Annotated in this window: 14 protein-coding genes; 1 reads left to right on the plus strand and 13 read right to left on the minus strand. The window is 57.9% G+C overall.

The features are described 5' to 3' along the window. Positions 1 to 247: 247 nt before the first annotated feature. Positions 248 to 1,072, plus strand: a complete 825-nt coding sequence (locus tag ACUZ9P_RS09140; protein ID WP_449249468.1) for a nitroreductase family protein — start codon at positions 248 to 250, stop codon at positions 1,070 to 1,072. Between the two features lie 83 nt (positions 1,073 to 1,155). Here the strand turns inward: ACUZ9P_RS09140 and ACUZ9P_RS09145 are convergent, their stop codons facing one another. The 13 genes from ACUZ9P_RS09145 to cdaA form a co-directional block, all read right to left on the minus strand. After that, positions 1,156 to 1,362, minus strand: a complete 207-nt coding sequence (locus ACUZ9P_RS09145; protein ID WP_192111341.1) for a tautomerase family protein — start codon at positions 1,360 to 1,362, stop codon at positions 1,156 to 1,158. A 22-nt stretch (positions 1,363 to 1,384) separates the two neighbouring features. Continuing rightward, positions 1,385 to 2,251 carry a ModD protein gene (modD, locus tag ACUZ9P_RS09150; RefSeq protein ID WP_449249469.1) on the minus strand — a complete coding sequence of 289 codons (867 nt, stop codon included), beginning with the start codon at positions 2,249 to 2,251 and terminating at the stop codon, positions 1,385 to 1,387. A gap of 115 nt (positions 2,252 to 2,366) precedes the next feature. Further along, on the minus strand, positions 2,367 to 3,074 hold the full coding sequence (locus ACUZ9P_RS09155) for a molybdate ABC transporter permease subunit (protein WP_449249470.1): 708 nt from the start codon (positions 3,072 to 3,074) through the stop codon (positions 2,367 to 2,369). Between the two features lie 2 nt (positions 3,075 to 3,076). After that, the gene (modA, locus tag ACUZ9P_RS09160) at positions 3,077 to 3,829 is read right to left on the minus strand and encodes a molybdate ABC transporter substrate-binding protein (protein WP_449249471.1); all 753 of its coding nucleotides are present in this window, start codon (positions 3,827 to 3,829) and stop codon (positions 3,077 to 3,079) included. Continuing rightward, complete coding sequence (gene modC / locus ACUZ9P_RS09165) at positions 3,807 to 4,586, minus strand: molybdenum ABC transporter ATP-binding protein (protein WP_449249472.1); 780 nt, start codon at positions 4,584 to 4,586, stop codon at positions 3,807 to 3,809. Before modC ends, modA begins: the two co-directional genes overlap by 23 nt. A gap of 327 nt (positions 4,587 to 4,913) precedes the next feature. Beyond that, positions 4,914 to 6,491: a DnaA ATPase domain-containing protein gene (locus ACUZ9P_RS09170; protein WP_449249473.1), complete on the minus strand. Its 1,578-nt coding sequence runs from the start codon at positions 6,489 to 6,491 to the stop codon at positions 4,914 to 4,916. 609 nt (positions 6,492 to 7,100) lie between these two features. Then, entirely contained in the window at positions 7,101 to 7,778 is a 678-nt protein-coding gene (locus tag ACUZ9P_RS09175; RefSeq protein WP_449249474.1) for an outer membrane protein, read from the minus strand. 293 nt (positions 7,779 to 8,071) lie between these two features. Next, positions 8,072 to 9,343 carry an OmpP1/FadL family transporter gene (locus ACUZ9P_RS09180; RefSeq protein WP_449249475.1) on the minus strand — a complete coding sequence of 424 codons (1,272 nt, stop codon included), beginning with the start codon at positions 9,341 to 9,343 and terminating at the stop codon, positions 8,072 to 8,074. A gap of 130 nt (positions 9,344 to 9,473) precedes the next feature. Beyond that, a complete protein-coding gene (gene priA / locus ACUZ9P_RS09185; RefSeq protein WP_449250249.1) occupies positions 9,474 to 11,855 on the minus strand; it encodes a replication restart helicase PriA in 2,382 nt (793 codons plus the stop codon). 90 nt (positions 11,856 to 11,945) lie between these two features. Next, entirely contained in the window at positions 11,946 to 12,818 is an 873-nt protein-coding gene (galU, locus tag ACUZ9P_RS09190) for a UTP--glucose-1-phosphate uridylyltransferase GalU (protein ID WP_298993046.1), read from the minus strand. Positions 12,819 to 12,952: 134 nt separating this feature from the next. After that, positions 12,953 to 14,305 (minus strand): phosphoglucosamine mutase, encoded by a 1,353-nt coding sequence (glmM, locus tag ACUZ9P_RS09195; protein ID WP_192111350.1) that lies wholly within the window; start codon positions 14,303 to 14,305, stop codon positions 12,953 to 12,955. A gap of 154 nt (positions 14,306 to 14,459) precedes the next feature. Next, complete coding sequence (locus ACUZ9P_RS09200; RefSeq protein ID WP_449249476.1) at positions 14,460 to 15,392, minus strand: CdaR family protein; 933 nt, start codon at positions 15,390 to 15,392, stop codon at positions 14,460 to 14,462. Continuing rightward, positions 15,379 to 16,113, minus strand: coding sequence for a diadenylate cyclase CdaA (gene cdaA / locus ACUZ9P_RS09205; RefSeq protein ID WP_449249477.1), 735 nt, complete (start codon positions 16,111 to 16,113; stop codon positions 15,379 to 15,381). The genes ACUZ9P_RS09200 and cdaA overlap by 14 nt, the downstream gene beginning before the upstream one ends. Positions 16,114 to 16,137: the final 24 nt, after the last annotated feature.

A 16,137-nucleotide genomic window follows, 5' to 3' on the forward strand; every position in this document is an offset into this window, starting at 1 on the left:
GCAGCGGCTCGCTGAGAAAGCAGAGAAGGCAGCAGGGGCGCAAGTTCTATCTGTGTCCGCGCTGCGGGCAGAGCCATGGGCGTGCAGGCAGATTTTTGCCTTTTGACAGGCATTACCGTAGTATTCGCACCTGCGGCAGCCTGTAACCCGCCGCTTTTATGTACAGGATACAAGCCCCTGAGCAGGCCCATGCCTGCAAAGGCGGCATTTTGCATTTTTGACCACGCGTTATAGCGCCAGGGAGCCTATGAATTCTTTTATAGTAGATACAGAATTGTGCCGCAAGGACGGAATTTGCGCCAAAGTGTGCCCCATTCAGATTATTGATGGCAATGTTGGCGAATACCCCTCCATATCTTCGCACAAGGTCAGGGTATGTATTGGGTGCGGGCAGTGCATGGCCTTTTGCCCAGCCAATGCCTGTTCTGCGCCGGGGCTTTCATCGCAAGACAGCCGCCCCTTGCGGCGTGAACTGATCCCTTCGGCCGAGCAGGTTGAAGAACTCGTATTTTCACGGCGTTCTGTGCGGAATTTCAAAAATAAACCTGTTCCGCGCGACCTGCTGCACAGGATCCTTGACGGCGCGCGCTTTGCCCCTACGGCTAAAAACACGCAGGAGCTGCGCTGGATTGTTTTGGAAACTCGCGAACAGACGGAAAAGCTGGCAGCTCTGGTCATTGACTGGATGCGCGCCCTGCCGGAAATTGACCCTGCCACTGCCAGGGACGTGCATGCCGAAAGCCTCGTGCGGGCATGGGAAGCCGGCTATGACGTCATCACACGTACGGCCCCTCATCTTGCCCTGATTATTGCCCCCAAGGGACACTGGGGCCCGTCAGATGCCTCCATTGCCGCTGCCTATCTGGAGCTGCTGGCCCACGGACACAATGTGGGCTGTTGCTGGGGCGGCTACGTGTGCTTTGCCATGGGGCATCCCTCTGCCCACGTTCTGCGGGCCTTTGCGGGCGTTAAGGACGATGAGCAGGTCTATGCCGCGCAGATGATGGGCTTTCCACTGCTTGCCCCCCATTTCAGGCCGCCGCGCAAGGCGCTGGATGTCACCTGGCTGTAAGGCATTATCCCCGTAGCAAAAAATAAAGGCGGCGACCCGGATTTCATGCCTGGGCTGCCGCCTTGCTTATCATTTGCTGGCTGTTACTGTTTGCGTCGGCGTACTGTAACGCTTTCGCCGCCGATGCCCCAGTTATCCGTGGAGAGTTCTTCAATAAGAACCACGGTGGTTGCGGGGTTTTTGTTCAGTACCCTTTGCAGCAGTTCCGTGACGCCGCTGATGAGTTCTGCTTTCTGCTCCGCAGTGGGGGCTTCTGCACCGCCTGTTACCTTGATATTTACAAAAGGCATCTGTACCTCCGCGATTATTGCCCTAGGGGGCCTTTTCCATAACGACCTTGATGTCTGCCGGTTTGCCAAAGTAGGGCCAGGTTGTGACCAGCACGTCAACGCCTGTGGCCGCATACTGGGCGGCGTTGCCGCCGTTGACGCCGCCAGCGGCCAGAATGACGATGTCGTCACGCAGGGCGCGCACTGCGCCCACAGTTGCGGCAAGAGTCTCGCAATCGAATTTTTCGCACTGAACAATATCAATGCCTGCTTCTGCCACCAGCAGGGCATCGTCAAAGGTATCCACCTCGGCGCTGATCTTGCGCTCAGGCGCTCGCGCGCGCAATTTGTCCATCATGGCTGCCACGCTGCGCAACGAGGTCTGTTGCTCACCGGGCAGAAAAACTCTGTGCTGGTCAAAAATGAGGATACTGTCCGAGAGGTTTTGCCGATGAATGATGGCCCCGCCGTTCATGGCCGCCTCCAGGCAGATGGCCTTGGCACCGGGAAAGTTTTTACGTGTCACGGCAACGCGCACGGCGGGGTTTGCGGTGTGGGCCTGCTCCACCATGTGCGCCGCGCGCGTGGCAATGCCTGTCATGTATTCCATCAAGGTCTGGGCCAGCTTCCAGCCTCGGTGCAGGGCGGCGGCGGGGCCTGTGGCCTCCAGACATTGCTGGCCCGCTGCAAGCCTGCCGCCGTTGGCGGCGGTGCGGCTGACAGAAAGGCCGCATTTGCGCAGGAGCATTCCGGCTTCTTCCACGCCGCTGATGGTGCAATCCACCTTGGGCGCAAAGCGCATGACGCCAGAAGTCGCGGCAATGCCGAGCAGTTCTACCGTAAGGTCAAGGCCGGGGCAGTCGTCTGCCAGCAGGCCTTCCAGCCATGTATCGGAACAGGGAAAGTGCATGACATGCTCCTTGTAAATGCAGAACACTATACAGGCTAGAGCAATGTCGCTTGAGAATGTTCCGTCAACGGCGCAGAACCGTGCATTTGCGCTGAAGCAGCGGAGTGCTAATGCTCTAGAATGACCGTTTTTGACACCAGTCGATGCCAAGGTACAGCAAAAGACTGATTGTCGCCAGTATGGCGCAGAGCAGGGCTGCCCGCTGAAATTCGCCTGTGGATACGGCGTTGAACACTTCCAGCGAGAGCGTATTGGTGCGCCCCGCGATGTTGCCGCCGAGCATGAGGCTGATGCCCACCTCGCCCATGGCCCGCGTGATGCCCAGCAGCAGCCCGGCGGCAAGGCCATGCCGGATGAGCGGCAAGGTCACAAGAAAAAAACATTTGCGGGGCGTTGCGCCGCACACCCGCGCCGCCTGCTCAAAGCGCAGCAACTCGGGATTGTTCAGCGCTGTTTGCACGGGCTTGACCACAAGGGGCAGCCCGGCCAGCCACGAGGCAAGAATGATGCCCCCCTGCGAAAACACCAGGCTGACGCCCAGTGTCTCCCGCAGGGCAATGCCTCCCCAGCCGTTGCGGCCAAAGAGCAGGAGCAGCAAAAAGCCCAGGGCCATGGGTGGAAAAACCAGCGGTAGCGTGATGACAAAGTTGACCACCCGCCGCAGATGCGGATTTTTCGCCATGCCCAGCCGGGCAAGAGGAATGGCCGTCAGCGCGTGCAATATCAGGCAGGCGCTGCAGACCCGCAGGGTCAGCAGCACAGAAAAGCTGACCTCAGGCGCGCACAGGGCGCGCCCCAGTTCATGCAGTTCATGAAGCTGCATGGCTACAGGCGCAGGCCGCTGCCGGCAAGGATTCGCTGCGCTTCAGGGGTTTTCAGAAACTGCATGAACGAGCGCACTTCGGCCTTGTTCTCCTGTCCGGCCACGACACCCGCCACCAGCAGCATGGGCGTATAGCCCTCGTGCACCTCCATCCAGCCGCCAACGCTGTCGCCCTGCTTGCGGGCAATGGCCTCGTTCACAAAGGCGGCGTCAAGATCGCCGGAAACAAGGTAGGAAAAGACCTGCGGTACAGTGGAAAGCATGGAAAGCTTTGCCTTGAGCGGCTCCAGCAGGTTGTTGCCCTTCATGAAGGCCACTGCCGCTCTGCCGTAAATGGCCGCCTTGGCATCGGGATAGCCGATTTTGGCAAATTCCGGCTTGGTGAGATCCTGCGCCGAGGCAAGATGCAGCCCTTTGCGCCACGCCAGCACGAGCACGGCTTCGCCAAGAGGTTCATAGGCGGCAAAGGCCAGGCCGGAATCCTGCAAGGTGCCTTTTTCCGAAACAATAATGCTGACGCCGCTCCCCGCCTTGGCCTGCTCGATTATCTGCCCGATGTTGCCGCTGTACATTTCTGTGGGTTTTACGCCCGATTGCTGTGCGTAGGCCGCGCACAACTGCTGCACCATGGGTTTGTATCCAAGCCCGGTGGTGATGGATGGCCCGTCGGCATGGGCCGACTGCGCAAAAACAAGGATGCATGCAGTCAGTATCAGCAAAAGGCGAAAACGTTCAGGCAATACCAGAGGCTTCATGTGCGGCTCCTGACAGATAAAAGGTGGGGTAAGGCAACAGGCCCAGATTGTGCGCTTTGCGTAGGGTATCCTCAACCACGCCTTGGGCTTCAAGGCGGCCCTGACGCAACAACAGCATGCTGCTGCCAAGGGCCAAGGCCTCATCGGGCGAATGGGTGACGTACAACACTGGCACGTTCCACTGCTGCGGAATGCGCGCAATGTAGGACATAAGACCATCCTTGAGGCTCATATCCAGCGATGAAAGGGGTTCGTCCATAAGAAGAAGGCTCGGACGGCAGAGCAGGGCGCGCCCAATGGCTACGCGCTGCTTTTCGCCGCCCGAAAGATGTGCCGGGCGTCTGTGCAGCAGCGGAGCAATTTCGAGCAGATCGGCAACGTCATCAATGTTGGGCGCATCCTTGCTGGCGTGAACGGCATGGAACCGGAGGCCGAAACGCAGGTTCTCGCGGACAGAAAGGTGGGGAAACAGGCGGGCGTCCTGAAAAACATAGCCCAGGCGTCTGGCTTCTGGCGGCAGGTTTATGCCTTGATCCGCGTTAAAGCAGGTGATGCCGTGGCAGAGTATCTGCCCTGCATCTGGTGTTTCCAGCCCTGCGATACAATTGATAAGACTTGTTTTTCCGGAACCTGAAGGGCCAAAAATGACAGCAATGCCGCACTCCGCAAGCGTAAATGCAAGTTGCAATTCAAAATCGCCGTGTTTTTTATGGATATCTACGTGCAGCATGTCTGTCCTGAAGGCGGGGTGGGGCATGACCAGACGCCTTGTGCGGCTAGTTGCGTCATATCCAGCGATCATTAAGACCATACGGAGAGTGAAGCCATGTATCAATAAATACACGGTTTATATCATAAGCGTGAATGTTGGGGCGCGATCGCAGGGACAGGCTGCATGTCCTGAGGGATGAAGCGGAGCAGACTTGTGCGTTTGCTGTGTTGCACACAGCTAGAGGCCTGCAAGGCCAGGGGCCTCACTTCAGGCAAGCATGCGAAACGAAAAAATTGGGTATGGAAGGCAGAAGATGTTCTGCGCCCCCAGACGGGGCAGGAGGAAAGAGGGCGTCAGCAGGGCCAAGGGCGCTTATGCGCCCATGCCTGCATTGCGTTCGATAAGTTTGACGGCCCTGGCAATCTGGCGGCCAAGGCTGGTTTCTTTGGAAAGTTCACGTTCCACACTGGTGATGCCCTTGATAACCGTGGAATGGCGGCGGTTGAATTTTTCGCCGATTTCTTCAAGAGTCAGTTCTGTGTGTTTGCGCGCGAGATAATACACTGTGTTGCGGCCCAGCACGCATTCCTTGCGGCGCGAGCGGGAGCTGAGCTGGCGCTCGTTGAGGCCGTAGCTTTCACAGACCAGACGCACGATGGTGGGCATGTCCGGCCCGCAGCTGATCTCGGCATACTGGCTGAGCACTTCCATGGCCAGATCAAGGTTCAGACCGCAATTGAGCAGACGCGCCTTGAAGATGAGGCTGTTCAGGCACGATTCCATCTGGCGCACATCGCCGTCAAGGCGGCAGGCCAGCAGTTCGCAAACGGAGTCGGGCAGCAGCACCTGATAACTCTTGGCCTTGCGCTCAAGAATGTGGCGGCGCATGTCTTCTGTGGGGCGGCCAATATCGGTGAGGATGCCCGAGCAGAAATGCGACACAAGCTGGCTGTCCACTCGTTGCAGTTCGCGCGGCGAAAACGATGAGGTAAAAATGACGCGTCCGCCCTTGGCTTGAAGGTTTTTAACCACGGCAAGCGCCATGTCCTGCATTTTTTCCTTACCCTGGAAAAAATGCACGTCTTCAAGCAGCAGCACGTCAAGATCACGGAAACGGGTTTTGAAATTTTCGATGTCGTGGGTGCGCAGGGCAGCCACAAAGCGCGAGGCAAAATCTTCTGCCGTCAGGTAGCCTACGCGCGCACCGCTGCGTTCTTCTGCAATGGCGCGGCCAACGGCCTGTGCCAGGTGGGTTTTGCCAAGGCCAGGGGCAGAGTTCATGAACAGGGTGCGTACGCAGCCGCTGCTACGGCTTACATCCTGAGCTGCCGCAACAGCCATATTATTGGTGGGGCCAACTACAAAGTCCGCAAAAGCATAGCGCCAGTTGGTCGCCAGACGATAGGCCGGGGTGCTGCTGATGGGCAGGGTGGCCTGCAACGGCGGGCGCGCCATCTGCTGTGCGGCAGTGTCCTGACGGTTGGCAGCTTCCGTGGCGTTGGCCGCCAAACCGGAAAATGTCGCGTTCAGTATGGAAGATGAGTGTGCGAACTGCTCTGCCGTGTCAGCTTGTTTGGCGTGGGCTTCTGCATTATGGGCCAGGGCAAAAGAAGCGGGCTGTTGCACAGGGCTGGCCGCAAAGGCCGATTTATCTCGGCTGTCACGGGCTGGCAGGTTAGCCGCAGGCTTGCTGCTGTGGGCGGTATCGCCTGCAGCGGTAATGCGCACGTCAACAGAAGCTGGGTCAAGTCCCAGCACCGGGGCTGCTGCTTCACGCAAGGTGGAGAGCATCTTGCCTTCAAGCCAGCTGGCCACAAAAGCATTGGGCGCGGTAAGCAAAAGCCCCCCCGCGTGCACTTGTGCCTGCAAGGGTGCAATCCAGACCTTGAAAACGCCGGAATGCAGCATTTTCTTGAGATTTTCAGAAATTTCAGACCATTGTTCGCGCATGCAGCCTTGTAGCCCAAAATCAGATTTTGGGGCAATTGATGATTCCGAGCTGTTTGAGACATGAGGCCAATTTCTTATCCCCAACTTTGTTTATATCTAATAGGCCTGAATTTTAATGTTTTTTAGTTACTCGGCCTGTAGTCCCTATGATGGGATATCCTTTGAACGCACGGCTTTCATGGGATGTCTTGGCGTTTTAAACATGTTGTCAAAAAGTTTTGCACAAATATAATTTGTTTTTACTCTGTTTTTCTCATGTATTCTTCATTTTTTAACTAGGCATCAGCAAACTATGCGCACTGTAAGGCAAGGCAGATTGTCAAGGGGGAAAAAGAAATTTTCGGTGGTTTCAGGTCGCATATTTGGACCGGAATTTCCACGAAAATTATATAAAAACTGTTGATATTAAAGAAAGTTAAGAAAATATCCAGGCATGCCCGGTGCATGCGGGCAGCAGGTGAATGCGCCTGACGCCAGAATGCAAAAAACCCCGGCCTGAGCCGGGGTTTTGTTCCTGAGGGACGGGCAGCGCAAGCAGGGCCCGCGCTGAAGCTACCGTCCACAGCACGTTGCTGTGCCTCCTAGGAGGCCGCGGTGCTTATCTGCGGCTTAGAAGCCGTAGCGCAGGCCGAGCATGAACTCGTTTTCGTAGGGGCGGTTGCCAACGTTGTACTTGTTGCCAGCAGAGGTGACACTCACATCGTTGTAGCCAAGGCTCACAAAGCGGTAGCCAGCATCAATGGCGAAGTGCTCGTTGATGTTGAAGGCAACACCAGCGCCCAGGTTCCAGGCAAAGTTGGTGGTGCGTTGGTCGCCGCTGAACTTGTCGCCGTTGTTGGCGGTAAAGTCATAGCCAGCGTAGTTGAAGGCCATGCCAAGACCACCACCCACATAAGGGGTCATGATGCTGTCGTTGTGGAAATCCCAGAACAGGTTTGCAAACAGGGTCGAGGAGTTCCAGGTGCCCTTGACCTGCTTGATGGCCGCGCCGCCATCGCTCCAGGTCTTTTCATTGTTGCCGCGCATGGCGAATTCAAGTTCGGCACGCAGGGGCAGCATCTGCTGGGGCCAGAAGTCATAGCCCAGGGCCAGGGCGCCACCAAGGGTGAACTGGCTGTACTGGTCTACGCCTGAGCCAGCCAGGGCGCGGGAGCGTTCAATTTGGCCGGTATTTTGAAAGCTCATCAGGAATTTGGGGGCCAGATACATGCCGTTGCCTTCAGCAGCGGCAATGTTGGGCAGTGCCAAACTCAGCACCAGCACCAACGCAAGAATAAAGCGTTTCATGACAGTCCTCCTAGGTACTTTCCTCCAAAAAAATGAAGGCAGCTTTAAAGTTGAAACAATCATTAGAAAATGTCAATATTTTTTCTATATTGGCAGCAGTAATGACGCATATTAACTGTATTAATATTTCAAAACAGTTTGTTGCAACGTGCTGATTCGGCTGAAAACAGAATGTACTCTGTACAAAAAAGAAAAACCCGGCTGTTTTTTTAACAACCGGGTTCATATGTTTTTGCGGCAAACGCTCGCCGCCTACGCAACAACAGCTGCGCGTATTTGGGCAATGTGGCTTTTTAGAAGGTGTAACCCACTGAAAGCATGTAGATGTTTGCAGACACATCCTTGGAGTTGCCGCCCGTAATGCCCACATCGGGTGATATGCCCTTGGCATCGGTGTTGCCGTAGTCAAGCGAATTGATCCACAAGTGGGAGTACGCGAGATCCACAGTCCAGTTATTCCAGTTAAAGCCGGTGCCCACGCTGAGCGTTTTGCGGCCATTGGTGGGGATCATGAAGTCGGCGTGGCTTTCATTGACCACGGGCGTCTCATAAGAAAAACCTGCGCGCAGGGTCCACCAGTCAAGGGGCTTGTATTCCACGCTGCCGTTGAAGTTCCAGCCGTCGCGCCATTCTTTGTTATTGATGGAACTGTAACCGTTATCCATATAGATATTCAGGGCATTGTAGGTGGACCAGCGGGTCCAGACCGTGCCCACTTCAAAGCTCAGATTGTCCAGCGGCTTGTAGGTAACGCCCAGCGCGGCCGAGTCTGGCAACTGAAGCACGGTGTTTGCGCCACAGTTTCTGGCCTCGGGCAGGTGTTTGGTGGCGCTGATGGCGTTGTCGCCCTGATAGGCGAATTCCACATCGCCATTGATGTTCATGGTCACCTGGCTCTTGTAGGACAGGCCAACCGACCACTGGTCGTTGAGGTGCATGTGCAGGCCAAGGTGAGCGCCGTAACCCCAGCCGTTGCCCTCGATCTGCATGTCGTTGTCAAATTTTTTGCCGTTGTTGTAGGTAGGAATCTTGTTGCCCATGTACATGTGGGCGTTCATGGCTTCCACGCCTACGGAGAAGGAAACTGTATCGTTGAGCTTGATGGCAAGGGTAGGCACGAAGGAAATGGTCTGCACGCCGATGTCATAGACATTGTACCTGCCCGCCCAGTCGCCCGCATAACTGTTGCCAAGGCCGAAACGCGAAAAAACGCCCAGACCGACCCAAGCGTTGTCGCTGAGCTGATGGCTCAGATAGGCATGCGGAGCATTCCAGAGCGCGGGTTTTGTGTAGGTATCGGTCTGGCGGCTGCCAGCATTGGTGGTTATGCCGCCTGAGGGGCTGATGAGGGCAAAGCCGCCCATCATGCGCGTGCCGGGCAGTTGCGTGATGCCAGCGGCATTATAGGCAATGGCCGAAACATCATCAGCGCGGCCCACCATGCCGCCAGCCAGGGACACACCTCTGGCGCTCCATTCATTCAGGGCGAAACCTTCGCCCCAGGCTACGGGCGCGCAGCAGGCCACCAGAGCCAGCGCCAGACATACAGCACGAAAAACCTTCATCACCCCTCCACTAAGATGCAAAAAAAGCGCACAACAGCCCATCCCGGCATACCTTAGCACGCTGGTACGGTTGCGATGTCGCAGAAACGGACGCGGCTGTATGGCCGCCCTCGACAACAGTAATGGGCTGTCACAACATATTTATCGGATCAAGGTCAAGGAAAAGTCGCAAGTGTCTTGAAGCTTTTTGTGACAAAGCAAAGAAATAGAGCGAGCGCAGCGCCTGCCAGTCCTGCCCTTTTACCAAGCATGTAAAACGTTTGCGTCCACGCAGCAGGGACAGTGGGGCAGGAGCGGGGCCAAGAAGCTGCACGCCCAGTTCCGCAGCCTTGCCGCGCAGCGCCTGAGCCAGATCGTTGAGAGCAGGGGGGCCGCCCTGTTCGTTCAGGGCGTAGGATATGCGAATGAGCGCCAGACGCACAAAGGGCGGGTAACGACGCAGTCGCCGTTTGGCAAGCTCAGCCTGATAAAAGCCCTCATAGTCTGCGGTGCGCACGTACTGCCAGCAGTAGTGCTCCACATCACGCGTCTGGATAAGCACCCGACCCGGCTTGTCGCCCCTGCCCGCGCGCCCGGCAGACTGCACCAGCAATTGGAATGTGCGCTCGGCGGCGCGGTAGTCCGGCAGATTCAGGCCAAGGTCAGCATCCGCGATGACGGCCAGCGTCACCAGCGGAAAATGATGCCCCTTGGAGAGCATTTGCGTACCCACCAGTATGGGGGCCTCCTGCCGGGAAAAGGCCGCAAGGATTTCTTCCATGCGTCCAGGCCTGCGGGTGCTGTCCCTGTCAAGCCGCAGCACTGGCCCCCCGGCCAGTACGCTCAGGCGCTCGGCCAAGCGTTCCGTGCCTTCGCCCATGGGCAAAAAGTTCATGCCCCCGCACTCTGGGCAAGGCGAGGGAAAGGGACGGCTATAGCCGCAATAGTGGCAGACGAGTTTTTCCAGCCCCTTGTGGTAGGTGAGCCCAATTTCGCAGTGCGGGCAGCGCAGGGTGCGGTTGCAGTCAAGGCAGTACATCAGGGGGGCGTAGCCGCGCCTGTTCAGCAGCACCACGGCCTGCTCGCCGCGTTCAATGGTCTCGCGCAGTGCGGCTTCGCTTTGTGGGGCCAGCAGGCCGTCCATGCTGGTTGAGCCGGGCGCGAGGGAGCTGATGTCCACCAGCTCGACCGGCGGCAGTTCGCGTCCGCCCACGCGGTGCGGCAGCCGCAGGATAGGCAGGTGGCCGTTTTCAGCCGCATAAAAGGTTTTGAGGTCTGGTGTGGCAGAACCAAGCACCAGCAGCCCCTTTGCCTGGGCAACACGGAACCACGCCACTTCCTTGGCCTGATAGGCCAGGCTTTCGTCCTGCTTGAAAGAGCCGTCGTGCTCTTCATCAAGCACAATGCAGTTCAGATGCGGCACAGGCAGAAACAGTGCCGAACGCGTACCCACGACGATGCAGGGGGTGTCGCTTTGCGCCATCTGGCGAAAGGTCGCTTCCCGCCGTGCGGGCGACTGGTAGCCGTGGTAGAAAAATAACGGAGCATCGGGCAGCGCGCAGGTGGCATCTCGCCGCAGTTTGTGGGCCAGCGCCACCTCGGGTGCGAGCAGCATGACGCTTTTGCCCGCCGCAAGGCAGGCCTTGGCAAGTTCAAGGTATACTGCTGTTTTGCCGCTGCCGGTCACGCCAAAGAGTAGGCGGGAGGAAGCCTCGTCTGCCCGCAGGGCTTCCAGCATGCTTTCAAGCGCACGTGCCTGCTCATCGTTGAGGGTAAAGGGGGCAGGCGGGGGCGGCAACAGGCTTTGCTCTGTGGCGTCCAGGGCGTCATCATCGTCAACGCCGTTATCGCGCGCAAGGTTGACGTGCCCGGCTTCCAGCAGGGTATGGAGGGCTGGTGTGACGGCCTGCCCAAGGGATTGCACCAGCCGCCTGCGGCTCACGCTGCCGTGCTGGTGCAGATAGTCCAGAACTTCGATCTGGCGTTTGGCCGAAGGCCGCACAGGCCAGGGCGGATCAACGCGCAGCAGGCAAAATTCTTCACTGGCGGCGTCTGTGCCGGGGGGCAGCATGCGGGCCGTGCCCTTGCAAAGGGCCGCTGCGAGCGCCTGACGCTGTTCTGGCAGAGCTTCGCGGATGCGGGACAGAGTCCAGGCTACAGCCTTGCCCGATTCAATATTGCGCAGCCGCACCCGCGCAAGGCGCAGGCCCTGTGGCAGCACATGCCCCAGAATATGACCGGGGTGCAGCCCCTGACGGCGGGCCAGATCTTCAGCCAGTTCCAGCAGCACAGCGGGGAGCAGGGGGGCGTTTTCCAGCGGCCAGCCAAGGCTTTTGCAGTCAACGCCTTCCGGCACATCGGCGGTTGGGCTGACGCGCAAAAGCACTGCGGCGCGCAGGGCGGTGCGCTCGCCCCGGCCCAGCGGCACGGCCACGCGCAATCCGGGCTGCCAGAAATCGGCGGGAAATTCGGGCGGCAGCGTGTAGGTAAGGCTGGCGTAGGGCGGAGTGAGCAGGGCGACTGTGGCGTACATGTAGGGCAGAGTTACGTAATACGGCCCCAATGGCAAGCCTCCTCTGGCGAACCAGAGGAGGCTTGGGGCAATACGTATGCGCAGCGGGTTTTAATGGAACTGCACAAAATTCTTGAGCAGCTTGAGCAGATCGTAGCGCAGTTCTTCGTCCTGAAGGGCAAAGTAGATGTTGGCGGTGAGAAATTCCGCCCAGTCGCCAGCGTCAAAGCGCATGCCGGACATGCGCACAGCCATCATGCCCCTTTCCTGTGCCATGGCCTGGAGTGCGTCAGTGAGCTGGATTTCGCCGCCGTGACCGGGTTCGACCTTTTCAAGATAGTCAAAAATATCAGGCGTGAGTACATAACGGCCAACAATAGCCATGCGCGAGGGAGCGTCTTCACGGGCGGGTTTTTCCACCATGTTTTTGACGCGGAACACGCCGGGGGTCACTTCGTCGCCATCAATGATACCGTAGCGGCTGACCTTCTCCCACGGTACTTCCATCACGCCGATGATCGGCATTTTTTCGGCCATTGCCACTTCAATGAGCTGGCCGATGCCGGGAGCGCCGCCAAACATGAGGTCATCGCCCACCATGATGGCAAATGGATCATCACGCACAAGTTCGCGCGCGCACAGCACCGCATGCCCAAGGCCAAGCTGGCGCTTCTGCCTCACGGACATGATGTTGACCATCTCGGCCACCTTGCGCACTTCAGCCAGCTTATCGAGCTTGCCAGCGCGTTCAAGCACGGCCTCAAGCTGGAGGTTGTAGTCAAAGTGGTCTTCAATAACCGTCTTGTCGCGGTTGGTGACGAAAATCACGTCTTCGATATTGGCGCGCTGCGCTTCTTCAACCACATACTGGATAACGGGCTTGTTGTAGATGGGCAGCATTTCCTTGGGAATATTCTTTGTTGCAGGCAAGGAACGGGTGCCCCATCCGGCCACGGGAATGACGACTTTACGAATATCCTTCATGCATGCCTCCAAGGGGGGTAGACAAAACAATTTTTACTAGCGGCAAACCGATGTAAGCAATAAACGGATAGCAGCCATACTGCAAGCAGTACCTGCCCGATCCGGGAGTGCCGCCGCGAAGTTCAACAGTCAAATCAGCGCAGCTCGCGCTCAACCACAACGGCCAGATCTTCAGCGAATGTTTTGACCTTTTCGGGGTTTTCGCCTTCCACCATGACGCGGCAAAGAGATTCCGTGCCGGAATACCGCAAGAGCACACGCCCGCGCCCGGCCAGTTCCGCCTCGACCTTGGCAACAGCCTCGCCAATGGCGGGGCGTTCCTCGAAGGGCAGGCGTTTTTCCACCCGCACGTTGATAAGCTTCTGCGGGAAGGGTTTGAGCCTGCCTGCCAGTTCGGAGAGAGGCTTGTCCTTTTCGCGCATGATGCGCAGAATTTGCAGGGCCGCCAGCAGGCCATCGCCAGTGGTGCTGTACTTGTGGAAAATAAGATGGCCCGACTGCTCGCCGCCCAGCATGGCGCCTTCGCGCCGCATGGCTTCCATAACGTAGCGGTCGCCAACCTTGGTGCGCAGCAGCGAACCGCCGTGATCCTTCATAAAAATTTCCAGGGCCATGTTGCTCATGGCGGTTGCCACAAGCAGATTGCCCGGCAGTTCGCCCCTGGCCATCATGGCCTGGGCGCACATGGCCATGAGCTGGTCGCCGTCAATGATGTCGCCGTGCTCGTCCACAACAATGAGGCGGTCGGCGTCGCCGTCCAGCGCAAGGCCCACATCGGCCCGAACCTCGCGCACCTTGGCTGCCACCACTTCGGGATAGAGCGAGCCGCAGTGCTCGTTGATGTTGGTGCCGTCAGGGCTTGTGCCGATGCGGAAAACTTCGGCTCCAAGTTCTTCAAGAGCCAGAGGGGCAACTTTGTAGCTGGCGCCGTTGGCGCAGTCAATCACAATGCGAAGGCCCGAAAGCGTCAGCTGGGGAGGGAAGCAGCTCTTGGTGTAAACAATATAGCGGCCCCCTGCGTCTTCAATCTTGGTGGCGCGGCCAACGCCGCGCGCTTCGGGGTAGGGCCATTTGAAGTCCGAATCCAGCACCATGGCCGATATTTCGTCTTCAGTCAGGTCGGGCAGCTTGTAGCCATCGGCGTCAAAGAACTTGATGCCGTTGTCGTGAAAGGGGTTGTGCGAGGCGGAAATAACCACCCCGAGGTCGGCCCGCATGCTGCGGGTAAGAAAGGATATGGCCGGGGTGGGCAGCGGGCCGGTCATGATCACGTGCATGCCGGCGGCGCACAGGCCGGAAGTGAGCGCAGATTCAAACATATAGCCTGAAAGGCGCGTATCCTTGCCGATGACCACCTTGTGCTGGTGGTCGCCGCGCCGAAAGCGCACACCCGCCGCCAGACCAAGTCGCAGGGCTACATCCACGGTCATGGGATAGTTGTTGACCGTGCCGCGCAGTCCGTCTGTGCCGAAAAGACGCTCAGCCATGAAAACTCCTTACCTCTAATTCTTTTGCAGCACGCAGACGCGTTTCGTGGGCGCTGTTGCTGGGTTTTGCCGTATGTGCCGTGCCCGGCCGCAAGGGGCAATGCTCGGTTGCGTTCCGTTCAGGCTGCCGGATGCGGCAGCTGAAGGGCGGCGCTTATTTCTTTTTCCTTGTTACCGTAACTTCTTCCGTAACCGGGTTCAAGAGAGTCATTCCTTCCGGCAGTTTGAAGTGCAGGGGCGTTTTAACGCTCTCTCCCGGCTGGATCTCAGGCGTGACGAAAGAAACTTCCATCTCGCCAAGGTAATGGCTGTTCTTTGCCAGAGCCTCGGGCACCTCCACCAGCACGGCAATTTCATCGGGATTCACCGTATAGGCCAAGCGGCTTTCCTTGGCAATTTCCACTTTGCAGCGGCGCGAGATGACGGTGCGCCCACTGGTGATGGTGTACTGCACCTTGACGGAAGGCGGCGTGGCCGTGACCATGCCCGGCGTGTCCAGCGTGATGGTCTGCTGCGATGTTGTGCCTGCCGCCTTGGGATCAAGCATGATGGTCAGCGGCACGCTGGCAATGGCGGATACAACGGATTCCGGGCCGCGCAAAACCACGGTGGCCGGGGTTACGCTGACATTTTCCACAGTCAGGGCGCCGCTGCGCAGGGGCGAATCCACAACCGCCTTAACGGGCACGCTGCGCTCCTGCACGTTGTCGGCCTTGACCACAATGCGCGGGGGCTGCACATCAATGAGCTCAAAAGCGCGGAAACGCGCGCCAAGATGCTCCGCCGAGAGCGGCACCACTGTGGTGCCTTTTTTTATGGAAGAAAGATCCACCGCCTGAATGATCTTGCGTTGCGTGACCGAGCGCAGCAGAGTTTCCGGCCCCCGCAGGCGCACAACAGCCTTGTTGATGAGGCCGTCAGTCACCACAAGATTGGCGGGGATGCCAAAGTAATCGAGGTTTACTTCAATCTGCGCTTCCAGCCTGTCGCGAACGCTGACCATGTACCACATACTCACGGCGATAAACATCGCCAGCAGCATGGAGAGCAGGTGCGGGGGGCGGCGCGAGGGATCAGAGGATTTCATTAAGCACCTGCCTGAGGCGGGTAGCGTCAAGGGCGCGCATCAGCTCATCCTTGAGGGCCACGGAAATTTCGCCTCTTTCTTCAGAAACAACAATGACCAGAGCATCACTTTCACGGGCGATACCCAGTGCCGCGCGGTGCCGTGTGCCGAAGTTCTGCCCCTTGGCTTCGGCCAGCGGCAGAATGCAGGCCGCAGCGGTGATTCTGCTTCGGCTGATGATTACTGCGCCATCGTGCAGGGGGGCCTTGGGGTAAAAAATATTCATGAGCAGTTGACGTGAAAGCTGCGCATCAATACGCACGCCTTCGCGTTTTATCATGTCGCCAAGGCGCATGCTGCGCTCAATAACAATAAGTGCGCCCACCCGCAGCCGGGCCATTTCAACACATGCGGTCACCACTTCTTCCACGCCGATATTCTTTATGTTGGATCGGCGAAAGATAGGCCGTGCGCCCATTTCGCCCAGAGCCTGACGGATGTCGGCCTGAAAAATAACGACTATGAGAATGAACAGGGAACTGAAGATGTGCTGCAACAGCCAGGTAAGCGTGTACAGGCCGAGAGCGTTTGAAAAGAAATACAGCAGCGTAAGCAGGCCCAGCCCCGTAAGGACTGTCAGCGCCCGCGAACCCCGCAGCATCTGGATAACCTGGTACAGCAGAATGCTGACCACGGCTATATCCATTACATCGCGCCAGTCTATGGCAATATGGTCAAACACGGTGTGTTCCTTGCAGCAAAGTGT

The sequence above is a fragment of the Desulfovibrio intestinivivus genome, assembly GCF_053570665.1.